The sequence below is a fragment of the Halobacillus sp. Cin3 genome (genome assembly GCF_947311855.1).
Taxonomy (GTDB): domain Bacteria; phylum Bacillota; class Bacilli; order Bacillales; family Halobacillaceae; genus Halobacillus; species Halobacillus kuroshimensis.
The window spans coordinates 214,930-228,749 of sequence record NZ_CAMZMV010000004.1; the positions used below are offsets into that span (position 1 = coordinate 214,930).

General features: G+C 40.9%; 23 protein-coding genes and 1 pseudogene. 23 read left to right on the forward strand and 1 reads right to left on the reverse strand.

Annotation, left to right across the window (positions count from 1 at the left end; translation table 11 throughout):
* Positions 1 to 39: 39 nt before the first annotated feature.
* Positions 40 to 387 carry a helix-turn-helix transcriptional regulator gene (locus QMA39_RS14110; RefSeq protein ID WP_281659095.1) on the reverse strand — a complete coding sequence of 116 codons (348 nt, stop codon included), beginning with the start codon at positions 385 to 387 and terminating at the stop codon, positions 40 to 42.
* Positions 388 to 545: 158 nt separating this feature from the next.
* Between QMA39_RS14110 and QMA39_RS14115 the strand changes: the two genes are divergently transcribed.
* The 23 genes and pseudogenes from QMA39_RS14115 to QMA39_RS14225 all read left to right on the forward strand — a co-directional run bounded on the left by QMA39_RS14115 (position 546) and on the right by QMA39_RS14225 (position 13,816).
* Positions 546 to 785: a helix-turn-helix transcriptional regulator gene (locus QMA39_RS14115; protein ID WP_281659096.1), complete on the forward strand. Its 240-nt coding sequence runs from the start codon at positions 546 to 548 to the stop codon at positions 783 to 785.
* Positions 785 to 1,558 carry a BRO family protein gene (locus QMA39_RS14120; RefSeq protein WP_281659097.1) on the forward strand — a complete coding sequence of 258 codons (774 nt, stop codon included), beginning with the start codon at positions 785 to 787 and terminating at the stop codon, positions 1,556 to 1,558. The genes QMA39_RS14115 and QMA39_RS14120 overlap by 1 nt, the downstream gene beginning before the upstream one ends.
* Positions 1,559 to 1,864: a hypothetical protein gene (locus QMA39_RS14125; RefSeq protein ID WP_281659098.1), complete on the forward strand. Its 306-nt coding sequence runs from the start codon at positions 1,559 to 1,561 to the stop codon at positions 1,862 to 1,864.
* A gap of 68 nt (positions 1,865 to 1,932) precedes the next feature.
* Positions 1,933 to 2,454 carry a helix-turn-helix domain-containing protein gene (locus QMA39_RS14130; protein ID WP_281659099.1) on the forward strand — a complete coding sequence of 174 codons (522 nt, stop codon included), beginning with the start codon at positions 1,933 to 1,935 and terminating at the stop codon, positions 2,452 to 2,454.
* Complete coding sequence (locus tag QMA39_RS14135) at positions 2,451 to 2,723, forward strand: hypothetical protein (protein ID WP_281659100.1); 273 nt, start codon at positions 2,451 to 2,453, stop codon at positions 2,721 to 2,723. Before QMA39_RS14130 ends, QMA39_RS14135 begins: the two co-directional genes overlap by 4 nt.
* Before the next feature lie 321 nt (positions 2,724 to 3,044).
* On the forward strand, positions 3,045 to 3,257 hold the full coding sequence (locus QMA39_RS14140) for a hypothetical protein (protein WP_281659101.1): 213 nt from the start codon (positions 3,045 to 3,047) through the stop codon (positions 3,255 to 3,257).
* Positions 3,258 to 3,337: 80 nt separating this feature from the next.
* Positions 3,338 to 4,288 (forward strand): lambda-exonuclease family protein, encoded by a 951-nt coding sequence (locus tag QMA39_RS14145; protein ID WP_281659102.1) that lies wholly within the window; start codon positions 3,338 to 3,340, stop codon positions 4,286 to 4,288.
* Entirely contained in the window at positions 4,288 to 5,175 is an 888-nt protein-coding gene (recT, locus tag QMA39_RS14150; protein ID WP_281659103.1) for a recombination protein RecT, read from the forward strand. The genes QMA39_RS14145 and recT overlap by 1 nt, the downstream gene beginning before the upstream one ends.
* Positions 5,176 to 5,364: 189 nt before the next feature.
* A complete protein-coding gene (locus tag QMA39_RS14155) occupies positions 5,365 to 6,138 on the forward strand; it encodes a DnaD domain protein (protein ID WP_281659104.1) in 774 nt (257 codons plus the stop codon).
* 10 nt (positions 6,139 to 6,148) lie between these two features.
* Positions 6,149 to 6,958: an ATP-binding protein gene (locus tag QMA39_RS14160; RefSeq protein WP_281659105.1), complete on the forward strand. Its 810-nt coding sequence runs from the start codon at positions 6,149 to 6,151 to the stop codon at positions 6,956 to 6,958.
* Between the two features lie 180 nt (positions 6,959 to 7,138).
* Positions 7,139 to 7,306 (forward strand): hypothetical protein, encoded by a 168-nt coding sequence (locus QMA39_RS14165; RefSeq protein ID WP_281659106.1) that lies wholly within the window; start codon positions 7,139 to 7,141, stop codon positions 7,304 to 7,306.
* Between the two features lie 11 nt (positions 7,307 to 7,317).
* Positions 7,318 to 7,503, forward strand: coding sequence for a Fur-regulated basic protein FbpA (locus QMA39_RS14170; RefSeq protein WP_281659107.1), 186 nt, complete (start codon positions 7,318 to 7,320; stop codon positions 7,501 to 7,503).
* Positions 7,500 to 8,033 carry a dUTP diphosphatase gene (locus QMA39_RS14175; RefSeq protein WP_281659108.1) on the forward strand — a complete coding sequence of 178 codons (534 nt, stop codon included), beginning with the start codon at positions 7,500 to 7,502 and terminating at the stop codon, positions 8,031 to 8,033. The genes QMA39_RS14170 and QMA39_RS14175 overlap by 4 nt, the downstream gene beginning before the upstream one ends.
* 134 nt (positions 8,034 to 8,167) lie before the next feature.
* Positions 8,168 to 8,296 carry a DUF6011 domain-containing protein gene (locus QMA39_RS14180; protein WP_281659109.1) on the forward strand — a complete coding sequence of 43 codons (129 nt, stop codon included), beginning with the start codon at positions 8,168 to 8,170 and terminating at the stop codon, positions 8,294 to 8,296.
* A pseudogene (locus tag QMA39_RS14185) lies at positions 8,293 to 8,708 on the forward strand (RusA family crossover junction endodeoxyribonuclease). Before QMA39_RS14180 ends, QMA39_RS14185 begins: the two are co-directional and overlap by 4 nt.
* A gap of 73 nt (positions 8,709 to 8,781) precedes the next feature.
* Entirely contained in the window at positions 8,782 to 8,910 is a 129-nt protein-coding gene (locus tag QMA39_RS14190; protein ID WP_281659110.1) for a hypothetical protein, read from the forward strand.
* Positions 8,907 to 9,029 (forward strand): hypothetical protein, encoded by a 123-nt coding sequence (locus QMA39_RS14195; protein WP_281659111.1) that lies wholly within the window; start codon positions 8,907 to 8,909, stop codon positions 9,027 to 9,029. Before QMA39_RS14190 ends, QMA39_RS14195 begins: the two co-directional genes overlap by 4 nt.
* Positions 9,030 to 9,105: 76 nt before the next feature.
* On the forward strand, positions 9,106 to 9,294 hold the full coding sequence (locus QMA39_RS14200; protein ID WP_348646621.1) for a DUF3954 domain-containing protein: 189 nt from the start codon (positions 9,106 to 9,108) through the stop codon (positions 9,292 to 9,294).
* 68 nt (positions 9,295 to 9,362) lie between these two features.
* Positions 9,363 to 10,229 (forward strand): hypothetical protein, encoded by an 867-nt coding sequence (locus QMA39_RS14205; RefSeq protein WP_281659112.1) that lies wholly within the window; start codon positions 9,363 to 9,365, stop codon positions 10,227 to 10,229.
* Positions 10,230 to 10,505: 276 nt separating this feature from the next.
* Complete coding sequence (locus QMA39_RS14210; protein WP_281659113.1) at positions 10,506 to 10,994, forward strand: sigma factor-like helix-turn-helix DNA-binding protein; 489 nt, start codon at positions 10,506 to 10,508, stop codon at positions 10,992 to 10,994.
* A 156-nt stretch (positions 10,995 to 11,150) separates the two neighbouring features.
* Positions 11,151 to 11,741 carry a DUF4145 domain-containing protein gene (locus QMA39_RS14215; protein ID WP_281659114.1) on the forward strand — a complete coding sequence of 197 codons (591 nt, stop codon included), beginning with the start codon at positions 11,151 to 11,153 and terminating at the stop codon, positions 11,739 to 11,741.
* A 73-nt stretch (positions 11,742 to 11,814) separates the two neighbouring features.
* The gene (gene terS, locus QMA39_RS14220) at positions 11,815 to 12,555 is read left to right on the forward strand and encodes a phage terminase small subunit (RefSeq protein WP_281659115.1); all 741 of its coding nucleotides are present in this window, start codon (positions 11,815 to 11,817) and stop codon (positions 12,553 to 12,555) included.
* Positions 12,548 to 13,816, forward strand: a complete 1,269-nt coding sequence (locus QMA39_RS14225; protein ID WP_281659116.1) for a PBSX family phage terminase large subunit — start codon at positions 12,548 to 12,550, stop codon at positions 13,814 to 13,816. Before terS ends, QMA39_RS14225 begins: the two co-directional genes overlap by 8 nt.
* Positions 13,817 to 13,820 lie beyond the last annotated feature (4 nt).

A 13,820-nucleotide genomic window follows, 5' to 3' on the forward strand; every position in this document is an offset into this window, starting at 1 on the left:
AGATATCTCTATATCAATGAGGATTGATATCCCATATTTTCACTTTTTCTTTTTAATAATTTCCCACATAGCACGCAGCTTCTCTAAATCTTCTTCATCAGATTTAGGGAGCTCCTCATAGAACCTCTGTAGTTCGGGGTTGTTAGCAAAAGCTTGGAATTCCTCATCTTCAGACAGACCGGGCTTATTCGATCTTCCTAGTAACCAATCAATTGAAACATCGTACACTTCCGCCATTTTCTCTAACGTCTCTGTATCCGGATCTCTATATTCTCTTTCGTATCCGGAGAGTGTCCCGTTCGAGATCCCTATCCTTTTAGCTGCTTCTATTTGTTTGTAGCCAGCTCTATTCCTAGCTTCTTTTAACCTATTGCTTAAAACGGACACTCGAATCACCTCATCTAAAAGATACCATTTTTATGCGATACGTTTAACTATTTAAGCGATAAGCGTATTTTTTCAATAAATATTGTTGACTTTAGCGTTTCGCTTAATTTATAATGGGAACAAGTTAAGCGAAACGCTTAATTAAAGGAGTTGAAACAATGAAACCTGTTTATGAAAAGATAGAAGATATTCGTAAAAGCAAAGGTGTTACTAAGACACACATCGCTAAGAGGTGCGGAAAAACTGTTGCCTGGTACTACGGTATATCAAAAGGTAAAAGGCAACCGAACGTTGAGAGTCTTCAAGAAATAGCTAAAGCATTAGATGTAGATGTTCGAATTTTTTTTGAAGATTCATTAAGCGTTAAGCGTAAAAACAATTCACGGGAGGTCATTTAATGGAGCAACTATCTGAAATGTTCAATGGTCACCAACTCAGAATCATGGAGCATGATCAAGAACCTTTGTTTCTATTAAGAGATGTTTGCGAAATTTTAGAACTGGGACAGGTTGCAGGTGTAAGAAGACGATTAGATGATGACGTGATTTCAAATCACCCCATCCAAGACACGCTAGGGAGAACCCAACAAGCAACCTTCGTTAATGAAGATGGTCTTTACGATGTGATTCTCGACAGTCGAAAACCAGAAGCGAAGAGTTTCCGGAAATGGATCACCTCAGAAATTCTTCCTTCTATTAGAAAGAATGGGTCGTATCAATTGAATCCACCTAGCACACAACTTGAAATTCTCCAAGGCGCTGTAAACCAAATGGTGAAACAAGAGAAGCGTGTCACTCAATTGGAGGGTGAAGTTAATACCATTTCTAATATCGTTTCGATGGACAACATTGCATGGCGTGACAAAGTAAAAGTCATTTTGAAAAAAATCGCCAAAAATTGGACAGGCGTTGATCCATACCGGAGTGTTATCCAACTCAGTTATGACCGGTTGGAAAAGAGAGCTGGTTGCCGGTTAGATATTCGATTGACCAATCGAAAAGAAAGGGCAGCTGCTCAAGGAATGTCTAAATCCTACGTTCAAAAAATCAACAAGCTGGACGTCATCGCTGAAGAAAAGCGACTAGTTGAAATTTATATTCAAGTAGTCAAAGAAATGGCTATTCAATTCAAAATTAATATTAACGACTTTAAATTTGAGGAGGTTGTTTAATTGAAAGTTGAATTCGACAATCAGTTCTATGAAATCATTGCTGAAAAAGTGGCTGAAAAATTAGCAACCAAAATGGAACGAACCAGCGAGCCAACACTTCCACTAATTCTTTCTCGTGATGATGTCAAAGAGATTTTAGATATTGGACAAAACAAGACTTCGGAGTTAATGAGCATATTACCGAAAATCAAAGGATTTTCTCATCCTAAGATTCCCTCTAAGTCATTCCTTGAGTGGATCAATGAAAACACAGAATGGGTTGAAAAGAACGCTGGTAAAGATGCAAAAGTGTTTTCTGTTGTTTAACTCAACTTAAGAATAACACCATAACCACCAAATAATGGTACCTACAGCGGTACAAAGGAGAGGTTGCAATGAAGAACAGTAAAGCGGCTCGGATGATGAAAGCTACCCGGGTGCAAAGTGGAAAAACACAGCAGCAATTGTCCATGGATATTTTCCAGTCCAGGGAGTATATAACCAAGCAGGAGAATGGGGAGCGGAAGATTCCACCATCAACCCTGCAGCACTTCACAAAGACATACAACAATCCTTGGTTGGCTTTGGAAGCCGCAAAAGAATATACCGGGTGGGGAGTAACGAAGTTGGATGGTCCTGCTGTTGACCTTCACAGGTCTTCTGTTAGAGAAAAGGCCATCGAAGAACTTCAAGAAGCTATAGAAGCGATGCAGAAAGTCACATTGACGAAGCAGCCCTCTTTTACACAGTCATTCGAACTTCAGGACATAGAGAAGTCAGCTGAAGAGGTGATTGATGTCATTGGAGCTTCCACAGCATATGTAGCTACTCTCTGTGAAGAGTACGGTCTTAATTGGAATCAGCTTTGGGAGAATCACTACAGAAAACTGCAATCAAGGGGGTATGTCATGTCATGAATAACTTGGACAATTATCTACCGGAGGATATCGGAAGGGCAGTCCGTTTAACCAAAGAGTTTTGGAGGCTAACGGACGAACTTGAAGAACCTTTTACGATTAAGAGTTATCACGGTGCAAGGGCGACTTCTACAAGAATGATAACAATTGTAAATGAGTTGGAGTGGCTCCAAGAGCGGAAGCAAAACATAGATCGCTTAAGAAAGTTATCCGTTGATTTAGAATCTCAAGTCATCACAGTAGCGATTGTGAAGCATGCCTATGAATAAGCTTACAGGTTTGGACGTGACGATTCTGCTTCTGTTCATAGTAAGTTTTCTGATTTGCTATCTCACATTCGCAGCTGAACTTTAGGAGTGAGTTTATGAAGTTAAGACATAAAAATAGCCACCTGGATGGCCGTCCAGATGACTATAGGTGAATTGAATTGGTAAATCCAATATACCATGCATGTTAGTTGACTAGCAAGGTATGGAGGGCGACAGGTCAGCCTGTCGTTGAGGTCAGGAACGAATCCTCCTTTCCTAATAAACGTCCTTCCCACGTTCCTGGCTTCAACGATGCGCTGGCATCAGAAAGTAGGTGAAATAATGAATCATCCAGTGATTAAACAGGTCGAAAGGACGGGTTTTCCAAAAGGGGTAACTGAGCCGGAGCATATTGGTTTGGATGCTATGGGTAATGAAGTGTTCGAAGGAGACCAGATTTATATATTAAATGAGGAGTTTTTTCTTAAAGAAACTCTCCTGGCGGAAACGAGAGAAGCTCTTGAAGTTCTGGGTGCTGAAGAAAGAAAGGCATAAAAAAAGACCACGCTGGCACGTGAGTCTCTTTGGAAAAGTTCTTTGACAACATTATATCAGAAATCCTGAGGAGGTCCAATATGGGAGTTAAAGCTCAAGTTTTGCAAAGTACAGCAGAAATGGAAGAACAAGAATGGTTGGAATCTAGAAGGAAAGGGATCGGAGGTTCTGATGCAGCCTCTATAGCAGGGTTCAATAAATGGAAATCCCCGGTCGTTGTATATATGGAGAAAATAGGTGAAGTGAAGTCAGAATCATCTAGTGGAGAAGCTGCTTATTGGGGCAACGTCATGGAATCTACTGTCGCTCAGGAATTCAGTAAACGGACAGGCCTTAAAGTGCGAAAACGTAATGCGATTCTTCAACATCCTGAACATGAATGGATGCTCGCCAATGTTGACCGCCTTATTGTCGGCAAAAACGAAGGGCTTGAATGTAAGACGGCCAGCGAGTACCTCAAGGATGAATGGGATGACGAGGAAATCCCTATGGCTTATCTCCTTCAATGTCAGCATTATATGGCTGTTACAGGAGCTGATGCTTGGTGGATAGCCGTTCTAATAGGCGGAAACAAATTCGTTCATAAGAAAATTGAACGTGATGAAGATTTGATTGAAAACCTCATCGCATTAGAAAAAGACTTCTGGGAAGAGAATGTCTTGAAGCGTGTCCCACCGGAGATCGATGGATCAGATGCATCTGTTGATTTCATTAAAGCGATGTATCCAGATGCGGATCCTGACACGGAAACAGAAATGGATTCCGAATCAGATAAGCTCCTTGAAGCACTGAAGCAAATTAAGCTGGAAGAAAAAGATTTAAAGACTAAGAAGAATGAATATGAAAATCGCTTGAAGCAAAAGCTAGCAACTTTTGAAAAAGGTTTCACCAATCAATATGTAGTGACTTTCAAAAATCAAGAACGCCGTACGGTTGATTCCAAACGATTGAAGGCTGAAAAACCTGATCTATATGAAGAATATTCAAAAATAAGCTCGTCTAGACCATTGAAATTCAAGGAGGCTAAATAATGGCCACAAATAGTACGGCAAAGAACCAACTAGCTAATAAGAAGAACAAAAACACTGCTCCACAACAATCGAATAACCAAGTGAATACTATCCAAGCTTATCTGAAGAAAATGGGTCCAGAGTTTGAACGGGCCCTTCCAAAGCACATGGACGCGGATCGCCTAGGGCGTATAGCTATGACCACTATCCGCCAAAATCCAAAGTTACTTGAATGCTCTATTCCCTCTCTGATGGGAGCGGTCATGCAAGCAGCACAACTCGGGCTTGAGCCAGGGCTGATTGGTCACTGTTATCTGGTGCCATTCTACAACGGCAAGATGAAAGAAACAGATGTTCAATTCATCATCGGCTACAAAGGAATGATTGACCTTGCTCGGAGATCTGGTCATATAGAAAGCATTTATGCACACACAGTTCATGAGAATGATGAATTTGAGTATGAGTTAGGGTTACATCCCAAACTCATTCACAAGCCTTCTACAGGCGATAGAGGAGAAATGACATTCGTTTATTCGGTTGCTCACTTTAAAGATGGTGGGTATCAGTTCGAAGTCTTCAGTCAAAACGATGTAGACAAGGTGAAAGAACGATCAAAGGCTGGGAAGTTCGGTCCTTGGCAGACAGATTACGAAGAAATGGCGAAGAAAACTGTTATCCGTCGAATGTTCAAATATTTGCCTATAAGTGTAGAGATTCAAAATCAAGCAACAAATGATGAAACTATCCGAAAGGACGTCACAGAGAACGCAGAATCTGTCTACGATCAAGAATACATCGATATCCCTGTAAGTGATGAGGAACCTAAACACGAGGGGGAGAATCAGGGGGAAGGGACAGATAAAAGGGCAGACCTCTCAGCAGAACAAGCAGCTATGGATCTTAAGTAATGATTCAGAGGATAACCATCCCACACCATTTTGTCTGGATGGTTGAAGGGACCGACTCACCAGGGCAACTATTCAAGCGTTATGTGCAAGGTTACGTGCGAAATACCTGCCCTGGATGGGAGCTGGTTAAGATTGAGAAGATGAAAGCTATTTGTCGCAAGAAATAAACAACGAGGGGAGGGATTGGTTGTGCAAGGTTGGGTCAAACTTCATAGACAGATTATGGAGAGTAGAACTTTCTCTACCCTCAATGCTAAACAACAGATTATAGCTATTTATCTAATTTTGAACGCGAATCATAAAGATGGATTTTGGTATGACGTTTACAACGGTACTGAAGTTGAAGTGAAAAGAGGACAACTCATTACTTCTAGGAAGAAAATAGCTCACGAATGGTTCAAAAAAGATAAAGATATTTCGGAGCAGGTTGTGAGGACTACATTAGACAAATTGGAAAAACTCAATTTTTTAACCAAGGAATCAACCAACAGATATACGCTCATAACCATTGATAAATACAGTAATTATCAGTCTGAGGACAACCAAGATAACCAACAGAATAACCAAGGCTTAACCAAGGGTCAACCAAGGGTTAACCAAGGCTTAACCACAAACAAGAATGTAAAGAATGAAAAGAATGTAAGAGAAGAATTAGGTGATAACAATAACCCGCACACATTCTACGAGCAAAATTTTGGAATTCTGAAACCTTTTGTTGCCGAGAACATTTCTGATTGGTGTACCGAAATGTCTGATGAACTCGTGGTTGCTTCGATGAAGCTGGCGATTAAGAATAATAAATCCCATTTTGGGTACTGTGAAGCGATTTTGAAAGACTGGGAATCCAAAGGGGTTCGGACAATTGAAGATGCCAGGTCATTACCAAGAAATACTCAACAGACAAGTCACTCTAATGTTACACCCATAAGAAAACCGGAGAGACAATACAACTACGGATTCTAGGAGGCTAATGATGCAGGGGTTAGTGAAAGACGGTCGGATATTAAAGCCTGAAAAAAGGGTGCTCGACTCCTATACATGCGATGGCTGCCATCAACAAGTAGAGCGCAGTCAGATGAAAATCCCGGTTGGTCCACATAAGGGGAAATGGACAAACGTTGAGAGTGGATGCAAATGCGAAGATATCGCCCTTGGAAAACAAGCTCTTCGACAACGAGAAGAAGCGAGAATCCATAAGACATTCAAAGTGTTTGATCAGCACTCCCTAATGAACAAGTCGCTGCAGAAGGCTACATTTGATAACTATCAACCTACTTCCCAAACATTAAGCCACGCAAAAGATGCTCTTGAGGATTATACGGAGACCTTCACAGAGGACTCAGGAAATCTCTTACTTGTGGGGCCTTATGGTACAGGAAAGAGCCACTTGGCCGTCTCTGTGACGAAACGGCTCATGGAAAAAGGGAAACGCTGCTTGTTTTTATCCGTGCCTAAGTTGTTCACCAAGATTAAGCAGACCTATAACGAAAACAGCGAATTCAGTGAGAATCAAATCTTAGAACTCATTCAAGATATGGACTTGTTAGTCTTAGATGACTTGGGAACCGAGCACACCAACGCGAAAGAAGGCCAAAACAGCTGGGGGCACACCAAGCTTTTCGAAGTGCTGGATGATCGAGCAGGGAAACCCACTATATTTACAACCAATTTAAAAAGCGACCAACTTGTTCAGAAGTTGAATGAACGTAACTTCTCCAGGCTTATGGATGGAACGGGTGTCATTAAAATGGACGGTCCTGATTACCGTCGGAAGGGGTTTTAATATGTGCAGGGTTTGTAACGGAACAGGACGCGTTGTGCACCAACTCGGTAAGAAAGGGCGGTTGGGTGCCGCGTTCATCCCGTGTCCGAATGATGACTGTCAAACGGATGCGCGGCAACGGACTGAAAAATCTATTAAGCGGATCAAGGCAGAATTAGCCAAGCAAAGGGGTGCTTCTGCATGAAAATTAGTGAACTGGATCTTAAAACAAAACATGTGGTGGAGCAGCTGAGTGTTATGGGATTTAAAGATACAGAAGGGCTCACTTATAAAGAGCTCGTGAGCAAACTAGCAATGGCCCGGGTGATGGAAGTGGATGTTACGAGTGGTCAAAATAAATGGTTCTAGGAGGCTAAACTATGAATCTATCACCAACCCGGTTGTCTAGCGGTGTAGAAGAACGTAGAAATCATCTCATTCACAAGCTTTGGATCATGGGATATACCGAAGATCGTGTCGGTAAGAAGACAGAGGATATGACGCTCACGGAGCTGGAACAGATTAATATCAATTTGAAGTGTCAGAAAGCGAGGGAAATGAATTGAACTTAGAAAAGCTGTTTGAAATACAGGGTGGATTGGATGCTCATATCGTGAAAGAGAAAGGTCTGGAAGGGCAAGACCTCTTACCTTGGAAGATTCTAGCTCTTCAAGTTGAGCTAGGAGAGCTGGCTAACGAATGGCGAGGGTTTAAGTTTTGGAGTAAGAATCAGGAACCGAGGATACGGAAGCTCTCAGGAGGCGACATTCTTAAAAGTGATTACGAATATAGCAATCCACTCCTTGAAGAGTATGTCGATTGTCTCCACTTCATTTTAAGCATTGGTCTAGAAAAAGGGTGGACACCTTTAATTTGTGACACCACTGCTAAAGATGAAAGTTTAACAGAACAGTTTTTAGCTCTGTTTGATAGGGTCGGAAACTTCTCTAAGCACAGAACGAAAGGAAATTATTATCTTGCCTTGGAACTGTTTGTTGGTTTAGGAGAGATGCTCGGCTTTACTCTGCAGCAGATTGAAAATTCATATCTCAAGAAAAACGAAATCAACCATCAGCGTCAGCTTACTGGATATTGAGGTGAAGGCATGGTCTTATACGATCATTTAGTCATATGCCCCTCATGTAATGGAAAGGGGTGCCACGCAGAAGAACCGCCTTGCCCCTTATGTGCAGGAGAAGAATGATAACGCCAGACCTTAGGAGGTTTTACATGGATAATGAGCTGCTTGAATGTGGTCGGTGCGGAAGGAAGCTGATTGATGGAAAGAGTGGTGAACGCGGATATGGTCCGGTTTGCTGGGAGAAGGTCCAGAAAGAAAGAGAAGAGGATGACCAATGACCCAATTCACAGTTTTAGGGGAGCCGGTCGCTCAAGAAAGACCAAGGGCCGGCAAAACCAAGAGAGGGAAAACAGTCCTCTACGATCCTAAGAAATCCAAGGAGTTTAAACAGTATGTAAGCCTAGTTGCTTCTCAACATGCTCCCTCAGAACTATTAGAAGGACCGCTGAATGTCCGAGTGAAAGTTTATAATCCATTGCTCAAGAATTTCTCAAAGAAGCGTACAGCAGAAGTTGAGGCAGGATTGTACCGTCCAGTGACGAGGCCTGACGTTGATAATTACGCAAAGGGAATCAAGGATGCTTTAAACAAAGTGATTTGGAACGATGCCAGGTGGTCGAATTCACCATTAGTAAATGGTATAGCGCAAAACCGCGAATCGAGATTGAAATCAGCGAGGTGGGAGCTTGATGGAAGTACTCCAATTGATTTTTCGTCGTTAGTGTATGGGTGCTGCTGGATCTCTTTGGAGGAGAGTGAGCGTATGAAGGAGCTGAAATGGTATTACCTTTTCAAGGTTGATGAAGGTCATAACGTTTATGTGTATGAGCCTCTGACTACTGAGGCAGTACAGGAAATGCAAAAACTCGGTTGGAAGGTGAGGAAGATATGAAGAAGGGCAATCACCTTCAAGTCGAAGCGACAGTCCAGAAGGTTAAGAAGGATGTTCCGACAGTTCTGGTGATTGAAGGCAAACGTTATGTGTATGAACCACAGAGTCAAAGAAAATAAAAAAGCCGGAGCGTTAGCCCCAGCTATTTATGAATCTGACAATCATATTATAGCATAATCCAAGGGGGGTTATACATTGGCAGAACCGCCAAAAAAAATAGAAACGACAGCGGAAATAGATTTGATGGAAAATGCGGTGTACATGGTGAAAGACGGACAGGTGGTCAAGGCTCCAGCTCCTAAAGAAGGATACGGAGCTTTGACGATTAACTGGCAAGGCGGAAAGCCTTGTCACGGGAAGATGGAAGAGAGTTTTAAATTGTAGATAAAATAATAACCTTTCTATGTTATATTATCTTTAATATTAGATTAATTAACAAAAGGTGGGAAAAAGTGAAGAGTTGGTCCGATATTCTTGAAAAAGGTATAAGTTCATTTGCTAGTGGCATTCTAGACAATTTTATTGCGATTCTCGCCGTGATTTTTTCAGCGCTTGCCGTATATATTGCAATACAAACACTGGATTTTAATAAAAGATCAGTTATTGTCAAAGACAGCTTTGACCCTCTGCTTACGGAGTTGAAGAAAAACAGGTTGGTTGCCCTAGGTAATAGGTCACTCTTCCATCGCACATTCATACAGGATTTAAAAGAGAGTTATGTATTCGAAGCATTTGAAAAAAAAGAAAGAAGGAAAATAGACTCAATAATAGAGAAGTCCTATTACATTAATTTGTTTAAACAAGAAGCCGATAACAAGGCTGAAGAAGCTATTAAAGAGGTTCTATTTGACGAATTACCAGAATATAACGTTAAAGGGTATACTCTAAAAGATGTTTTAGTTCAGTATGAAAATCAAGACTACTATTACTTCGTTATTAATAAAACAATTGAGGAAGAACTAATAACACTTAGACTTACTGTTTATTGTCAGGTGACTGCAGAAGATAAAGATTATAATGATTGTGATGAAGTAGTAGAGGTTACACGAGATTTACAAAGTATCCCGTTAAGGGGATATTTATATAAAACTACTGATAGTAGTAACTACCCCGACAATCAACCTTGGGATCCCTTAGATATGTTTATCGATAACAAGAAAATAGATATTAAAATTTTGGAGCGTTTCAAAAGCAATACTGATTTTGAAAATGTGGAAATAGAATATAACTCTCTTATGAATGACATAAATGAATTATATTTTTTGATAAATGAAAGGGTTAAAAAGATCCTTATTTCTAATTATAAAAATAAAAAATAGCTTATCGGAAAAACCGAGAGCACTGATTTCACGTTGCACATGCAGCTGTAGTTGGTGCTCTTTTTTCATTGGAAAAGGAGAGAATGAAATGAGCGTTCATTTCAGAAATCAATTAAAACAGGGGCAAGAACAACGGCATGAAACCGAAACCCAATAATTATAGGAGAAAAACGGAGAAGATATCTACAATGATTTAAAAGGTTTAATGGGTTATGAATCTTCCTACATGCAAACGAGGGTGCGTGAGGGGCTTTTAAAAGAAATAGGAGGGGTTTTATGGAGAATTGGGCTGATAATCTTATTTATGAATATGAAATGGGTCGTAAAGACCTTTCTGCAAAGAAGAAGGAACTTAATGATTCTGTTATGGATTGTCAGGATAAATCGCAAATTAATAGCATGATGAATGGAATGTCTGAATCGATAGAATGGATGACGAAAGGTCGCGAACCTGGTAAACGTCGAGGTGCCGATAAAAGAGGAATTTATCAGCGTAAAGCAATGACTGAAATGGACATGTTTCCGTCACTTGATATTACTCCTAAAGAAAGAGAATTAAGCGAAGTTGAAAAGCAATCCATTTATGATGTACTTATTGATTTATCTCCACGAGAGAGGCAATGCTTCCTGTTGCATAAGGTTTATTTCCTGACGTTCGCGCAGATCTCTGAGGAATTGGAAATTGGTCGAAGTAGTGTTCAAAAATACGTCGAACGCGCGAAAAATAAAATTTCTTGTCGTGCAAGTGTCGTGCAATGTTCTTAATTAGTGAAGGGGTTTTTATATAGAGTACTGATTATAGTGAGGCTTTATATGTTTTAAAGACCGAGAGGTCTATAAGATATTTAGTCTATATATGTTGGAAAGTAGAGAAGGTAATAACTTCCTTTTGTCGAATTAGTTCGATGGGAGGCGATAAAATTGAAATTACCAGGCGAGTGGTATTCTAGTATGGTGAGTGTTACAGGTGAATCATATTTATGCGGTTATTGCGGATCTAATGCAGGCCCCTCAAAAAAGTACTCCACAAAGACACTTGATACTGTAATGTTAGGAGGGGATATATATATATGTCCTTCCTGTAATAAGCCTACATTTATGACATCAGATAAAAAAGAGCAAGTCCCGGGGCCAAGAGTAGGTAATGGAGTAGAGCATTTACCGGACGAGATAAAATCGATTTATGAAGAAGCCAGAAATTGTATCTCAATAAATAGTTATACCTCTGCAGTATTAATATGCAGAAAAATTCTAATGAACGTATCTGTAACAAAAGGAGCCAAAGAAGGTGAAAAGTTTATTACCTATGTAAATTATTTGGAAGAAAGGGGATACATGCCTCCAGATAGTAGAGCCTGGGTAGATATGATAAGAAAAAAAGGAAATGAAGCGACGCATGAAATACCAAGTATAACAAAAACGGATGCTATAGAATTATTAGAGTTTACTGAGATGTTATTACGGTTCATTTATGAGTTACCTGGAAAGATGAATAAATACATTGAAAGCTAAGCACTCCATTATGGGGTGCTTGTTTCATACTCGCAAAACAAACAAATACTAACGGAGGTGGCGGTGATGTGAAGTGGCAGGCAAACATAAATTAGCCGAAAAAGATTACATGAATGGAATGAAGTATAAAGAGATCGCTGAGAAACATGAAGTCTCAATCAATACGATTAAGTCCTGGAAGCGACGTCATGAATGGTCACGAGGAAAGGGTGCACCCAAACAAAAGAGTGTGCACACAAAACGAAAGGGTGGTCAGGCTGGCAATCAGAACGCAAAAGGGCACGGTGCTCCTGCTGCTAATAGCAATGCGGTTACTCATGGGTTATTTGCAAAATACTTACCAGATGAGACAAGAGAGATTGCCGAACAGGTTGAAAGCCTCTCCCCCTTAGATATCCTCTGGATGAATATCCGCATGCAGTTTGCTCAGATCATGAGGTCCCAACAGATTATGCATGTGTTTGATCGGGATGACATGACTAAAGAGCTTAGGAAAACAGAAACCTCTGATGGCGAAGCTTACTCAACTGAAAAAGAAGAATGGGAAATTCAGTTCGCTTGGGATAAACAGGCGAACTTTTTAAATGCTCAGAGTCGAGCCATGAGCTCCCTGCTAAGCATGTTGAAGCAATTCACTGAAATGGCTGGTAAGGATGATGAACGAGTGATGGAAGCTGAGAAAATGCAGCTGTCTATGAGTAAGACCAAGAAAGAAATCGAATTTATTGAAGAGCGCACGAAACTTATCAAAGGCGAGAAGAAAGATACTTCGCTTCTTGATGCGCTTATTAAGACTGTGAACGAAGATGATTGAGTTTTCTCCTAAACAAAAAGAAATCATCAAGGCTCCTTTTGATTACACACTTGAAGCCAATGAGGGGACACCCCGTTCTGGAAAGACCACAGCCGGTCATTTCCGCTATGCGTACTACTTATCTCAAACTCCAGATGAAAACCACCTGGTAACGGCCTATAATCAAGAGCAAGCTTACCGTCTTTTCATCGATGGTGACGGAACCGGTTTAAAACACATTTTCGGTAATCTCAGCAAAACCAAGCATGATGATCTTGGAGATTATTTGGAGGTCCACACACCTAAAGGCATTAAGAAGATTTATTATAAAGGCGGTGGAAAGGTAGACAGCGTGAAAGCCATTACGGGTATGTCGCTCGGGTCGGTCGTGTTCTGTGAAATTAATCTGCTACACATGGACATGATTCAAGAGTGTTTCCGGCGTACCTTTGCCGCTCAAATGCGCTACCATCTGGCAGATTTAAACCCACCGGCGCCGAACCATCCCGTAATCGAGAAGGTCTTTGATGTTCAAAAGACGCGCTGGAAGCATTGGACCATTCAGGATAACCCGATTATCTCTATTGAACGTAAGCAAGAAATCTATGAAACTTTACAAAAGAATCCGTATCTACTGAAACGAGACTGGAAGGGCGAAAGAGTCATGCCTGAAGGTGTCGTTTATTCTATGTTCGATATGGACAAGCATGTGAAGCCGGCCATTCTTGGTGAGCCTTATGAAATGTACTTCACGGCTGATGGTGGTCAATCCGATGCTACCAGCTGTGCTTGCTACATTGTCACCCGATATGAGGGCGAGTTCAGGCTGAATCGGGTCGCTCACTACTATCACAGTGGAGCAGACACAGGCCAGACAAAAGCCATGAGCACATATGCGAAAGAAATCAAGAAGTTTATCGACTACTGTGTTGAAAAATTTGAGATGAGATTCACCGATGTGTTTGTGGATCCGGCTTGTAAATCTTTGAGAGAAGAGCTGCACTTGGTTCGAATCGACACGATGCCAGCGGATAACAACGCCAAGGACATCAAAGGCAGTGTGAAAGGTATTGAGGTTGGAATTGAACGCATGCAGAATCTCATGAGCAACAAGCAATTCTTCCTGATTGATAATCCGGAGTACGATCATTACCATTTCATCAAAGAAATTGGGATGTACACGCGTGACGAAAACACAAGCAAGCCATTAGATGAATGGAACCACGCGATGGATGAAAACAGGTATGGAGGCAATTATTTTTATCGTAACTATGTGATTTAAGAAG

Coding starts and splice junctions, on each gene's coding strand:
- QMA39_RS14115 (WP_281659096.1), top strand. CDS start 546: ATGAAACCTGTTTATGAAAAGATAGAAGATATTCGTAAAAGCAAAGGT.
- QMA39_RS14120 (WP_281659097.1), top strand. CDS start 785: ATGGAGCAACTATCTGAAATGTTCAATGGTCACCAACTCAGAATCATG.
- QMA39_RS14130 (WP_281659099.1), top strand. CDS start 1,933: ATGAAGAACAGTAAAGCGGCTCGGATGATGAAAGCTACCCGGGTGCAA.
- QMA39_RS14135 (WP_281659100.1), top strand. CDS start 2,451: ATGAATAACTTGGACAATTATCTACCGGAGGATATCGGAAGGGCAGTC.
- QMA39_RS14140 (WP_281659101.1), top strand. CDS start 3,045: ATGAATCATCCAGTGATTAAACAGGTCGAAAGGACGGGTTTTCCAAAA.
- QMA39_RS14145 (WP_281659102.1), top strand. CDS start 3,338: ATGGGAGTTAAAGCTCAAGTTTTGCAAAGTACAGCAGAAATGGAAGAA.
- recT (WP_281659103.1), top strand. CDS start 4,288: ATGGCCACAAATAGTACGGCAAAGAACCAACTAGCTAATAAGAAGAAC.
- QMA39_RS14160 (WP_281659105.1), top strand. CDS start 6,149: ATGCAGGGGTTAGTGAAAGACGGTCGGATATTAAAGCCTGAAAAAAGG.
- QMA39_RS14165 (WP_281659106.1), top strand. CDS start 7,139: ATGAAAATTAGTGAACTGGATCTTAAAACAAAACATGTGGTGGAGCAG.
- QMA39_RS14170 (WP_281659107.1), top strand. CDS start 7,318: ATGAATCTATCACCAACCCGGTTGTCTAGCGGTGTAGAAGAACGTAGA.
- QMA39_RS14180 (WP_281659109.1), top strand. CDS start 8,168: ATGGATAATGAGCTGCTTGAATGTGGTCGGTGCGGAAGGAAGCTGATT.
- QMA39_RS14190 (WP_281659110.1), top strand. CDS start 8,782: ATGAAGGAGCTGAAATGGTATTACCTTTTCAAGGTTGATGAAGGTCAT.
- QMA39_RS14195 (WP_281659111.1), top strand. CDS start 8,907: ATGAAGAAGGGCAATCACCTTCAAGTCGAAGCGACAGTCCAGAAGGTT.
- QMA39_RS14210 (WP_281659113.1), top strand. CDS start 10,506: ATGGAGAATTGGGCTGATAATCTTATTTATGAATATGAAATGGGTCGT.
- QMA39_RS14225 (WP_281659116.1), top strand. CDS start 12,548: ATGATTGAGTTTTCTCCTAAACAAAAAGAAATCATCAAGGCTCCTTTT.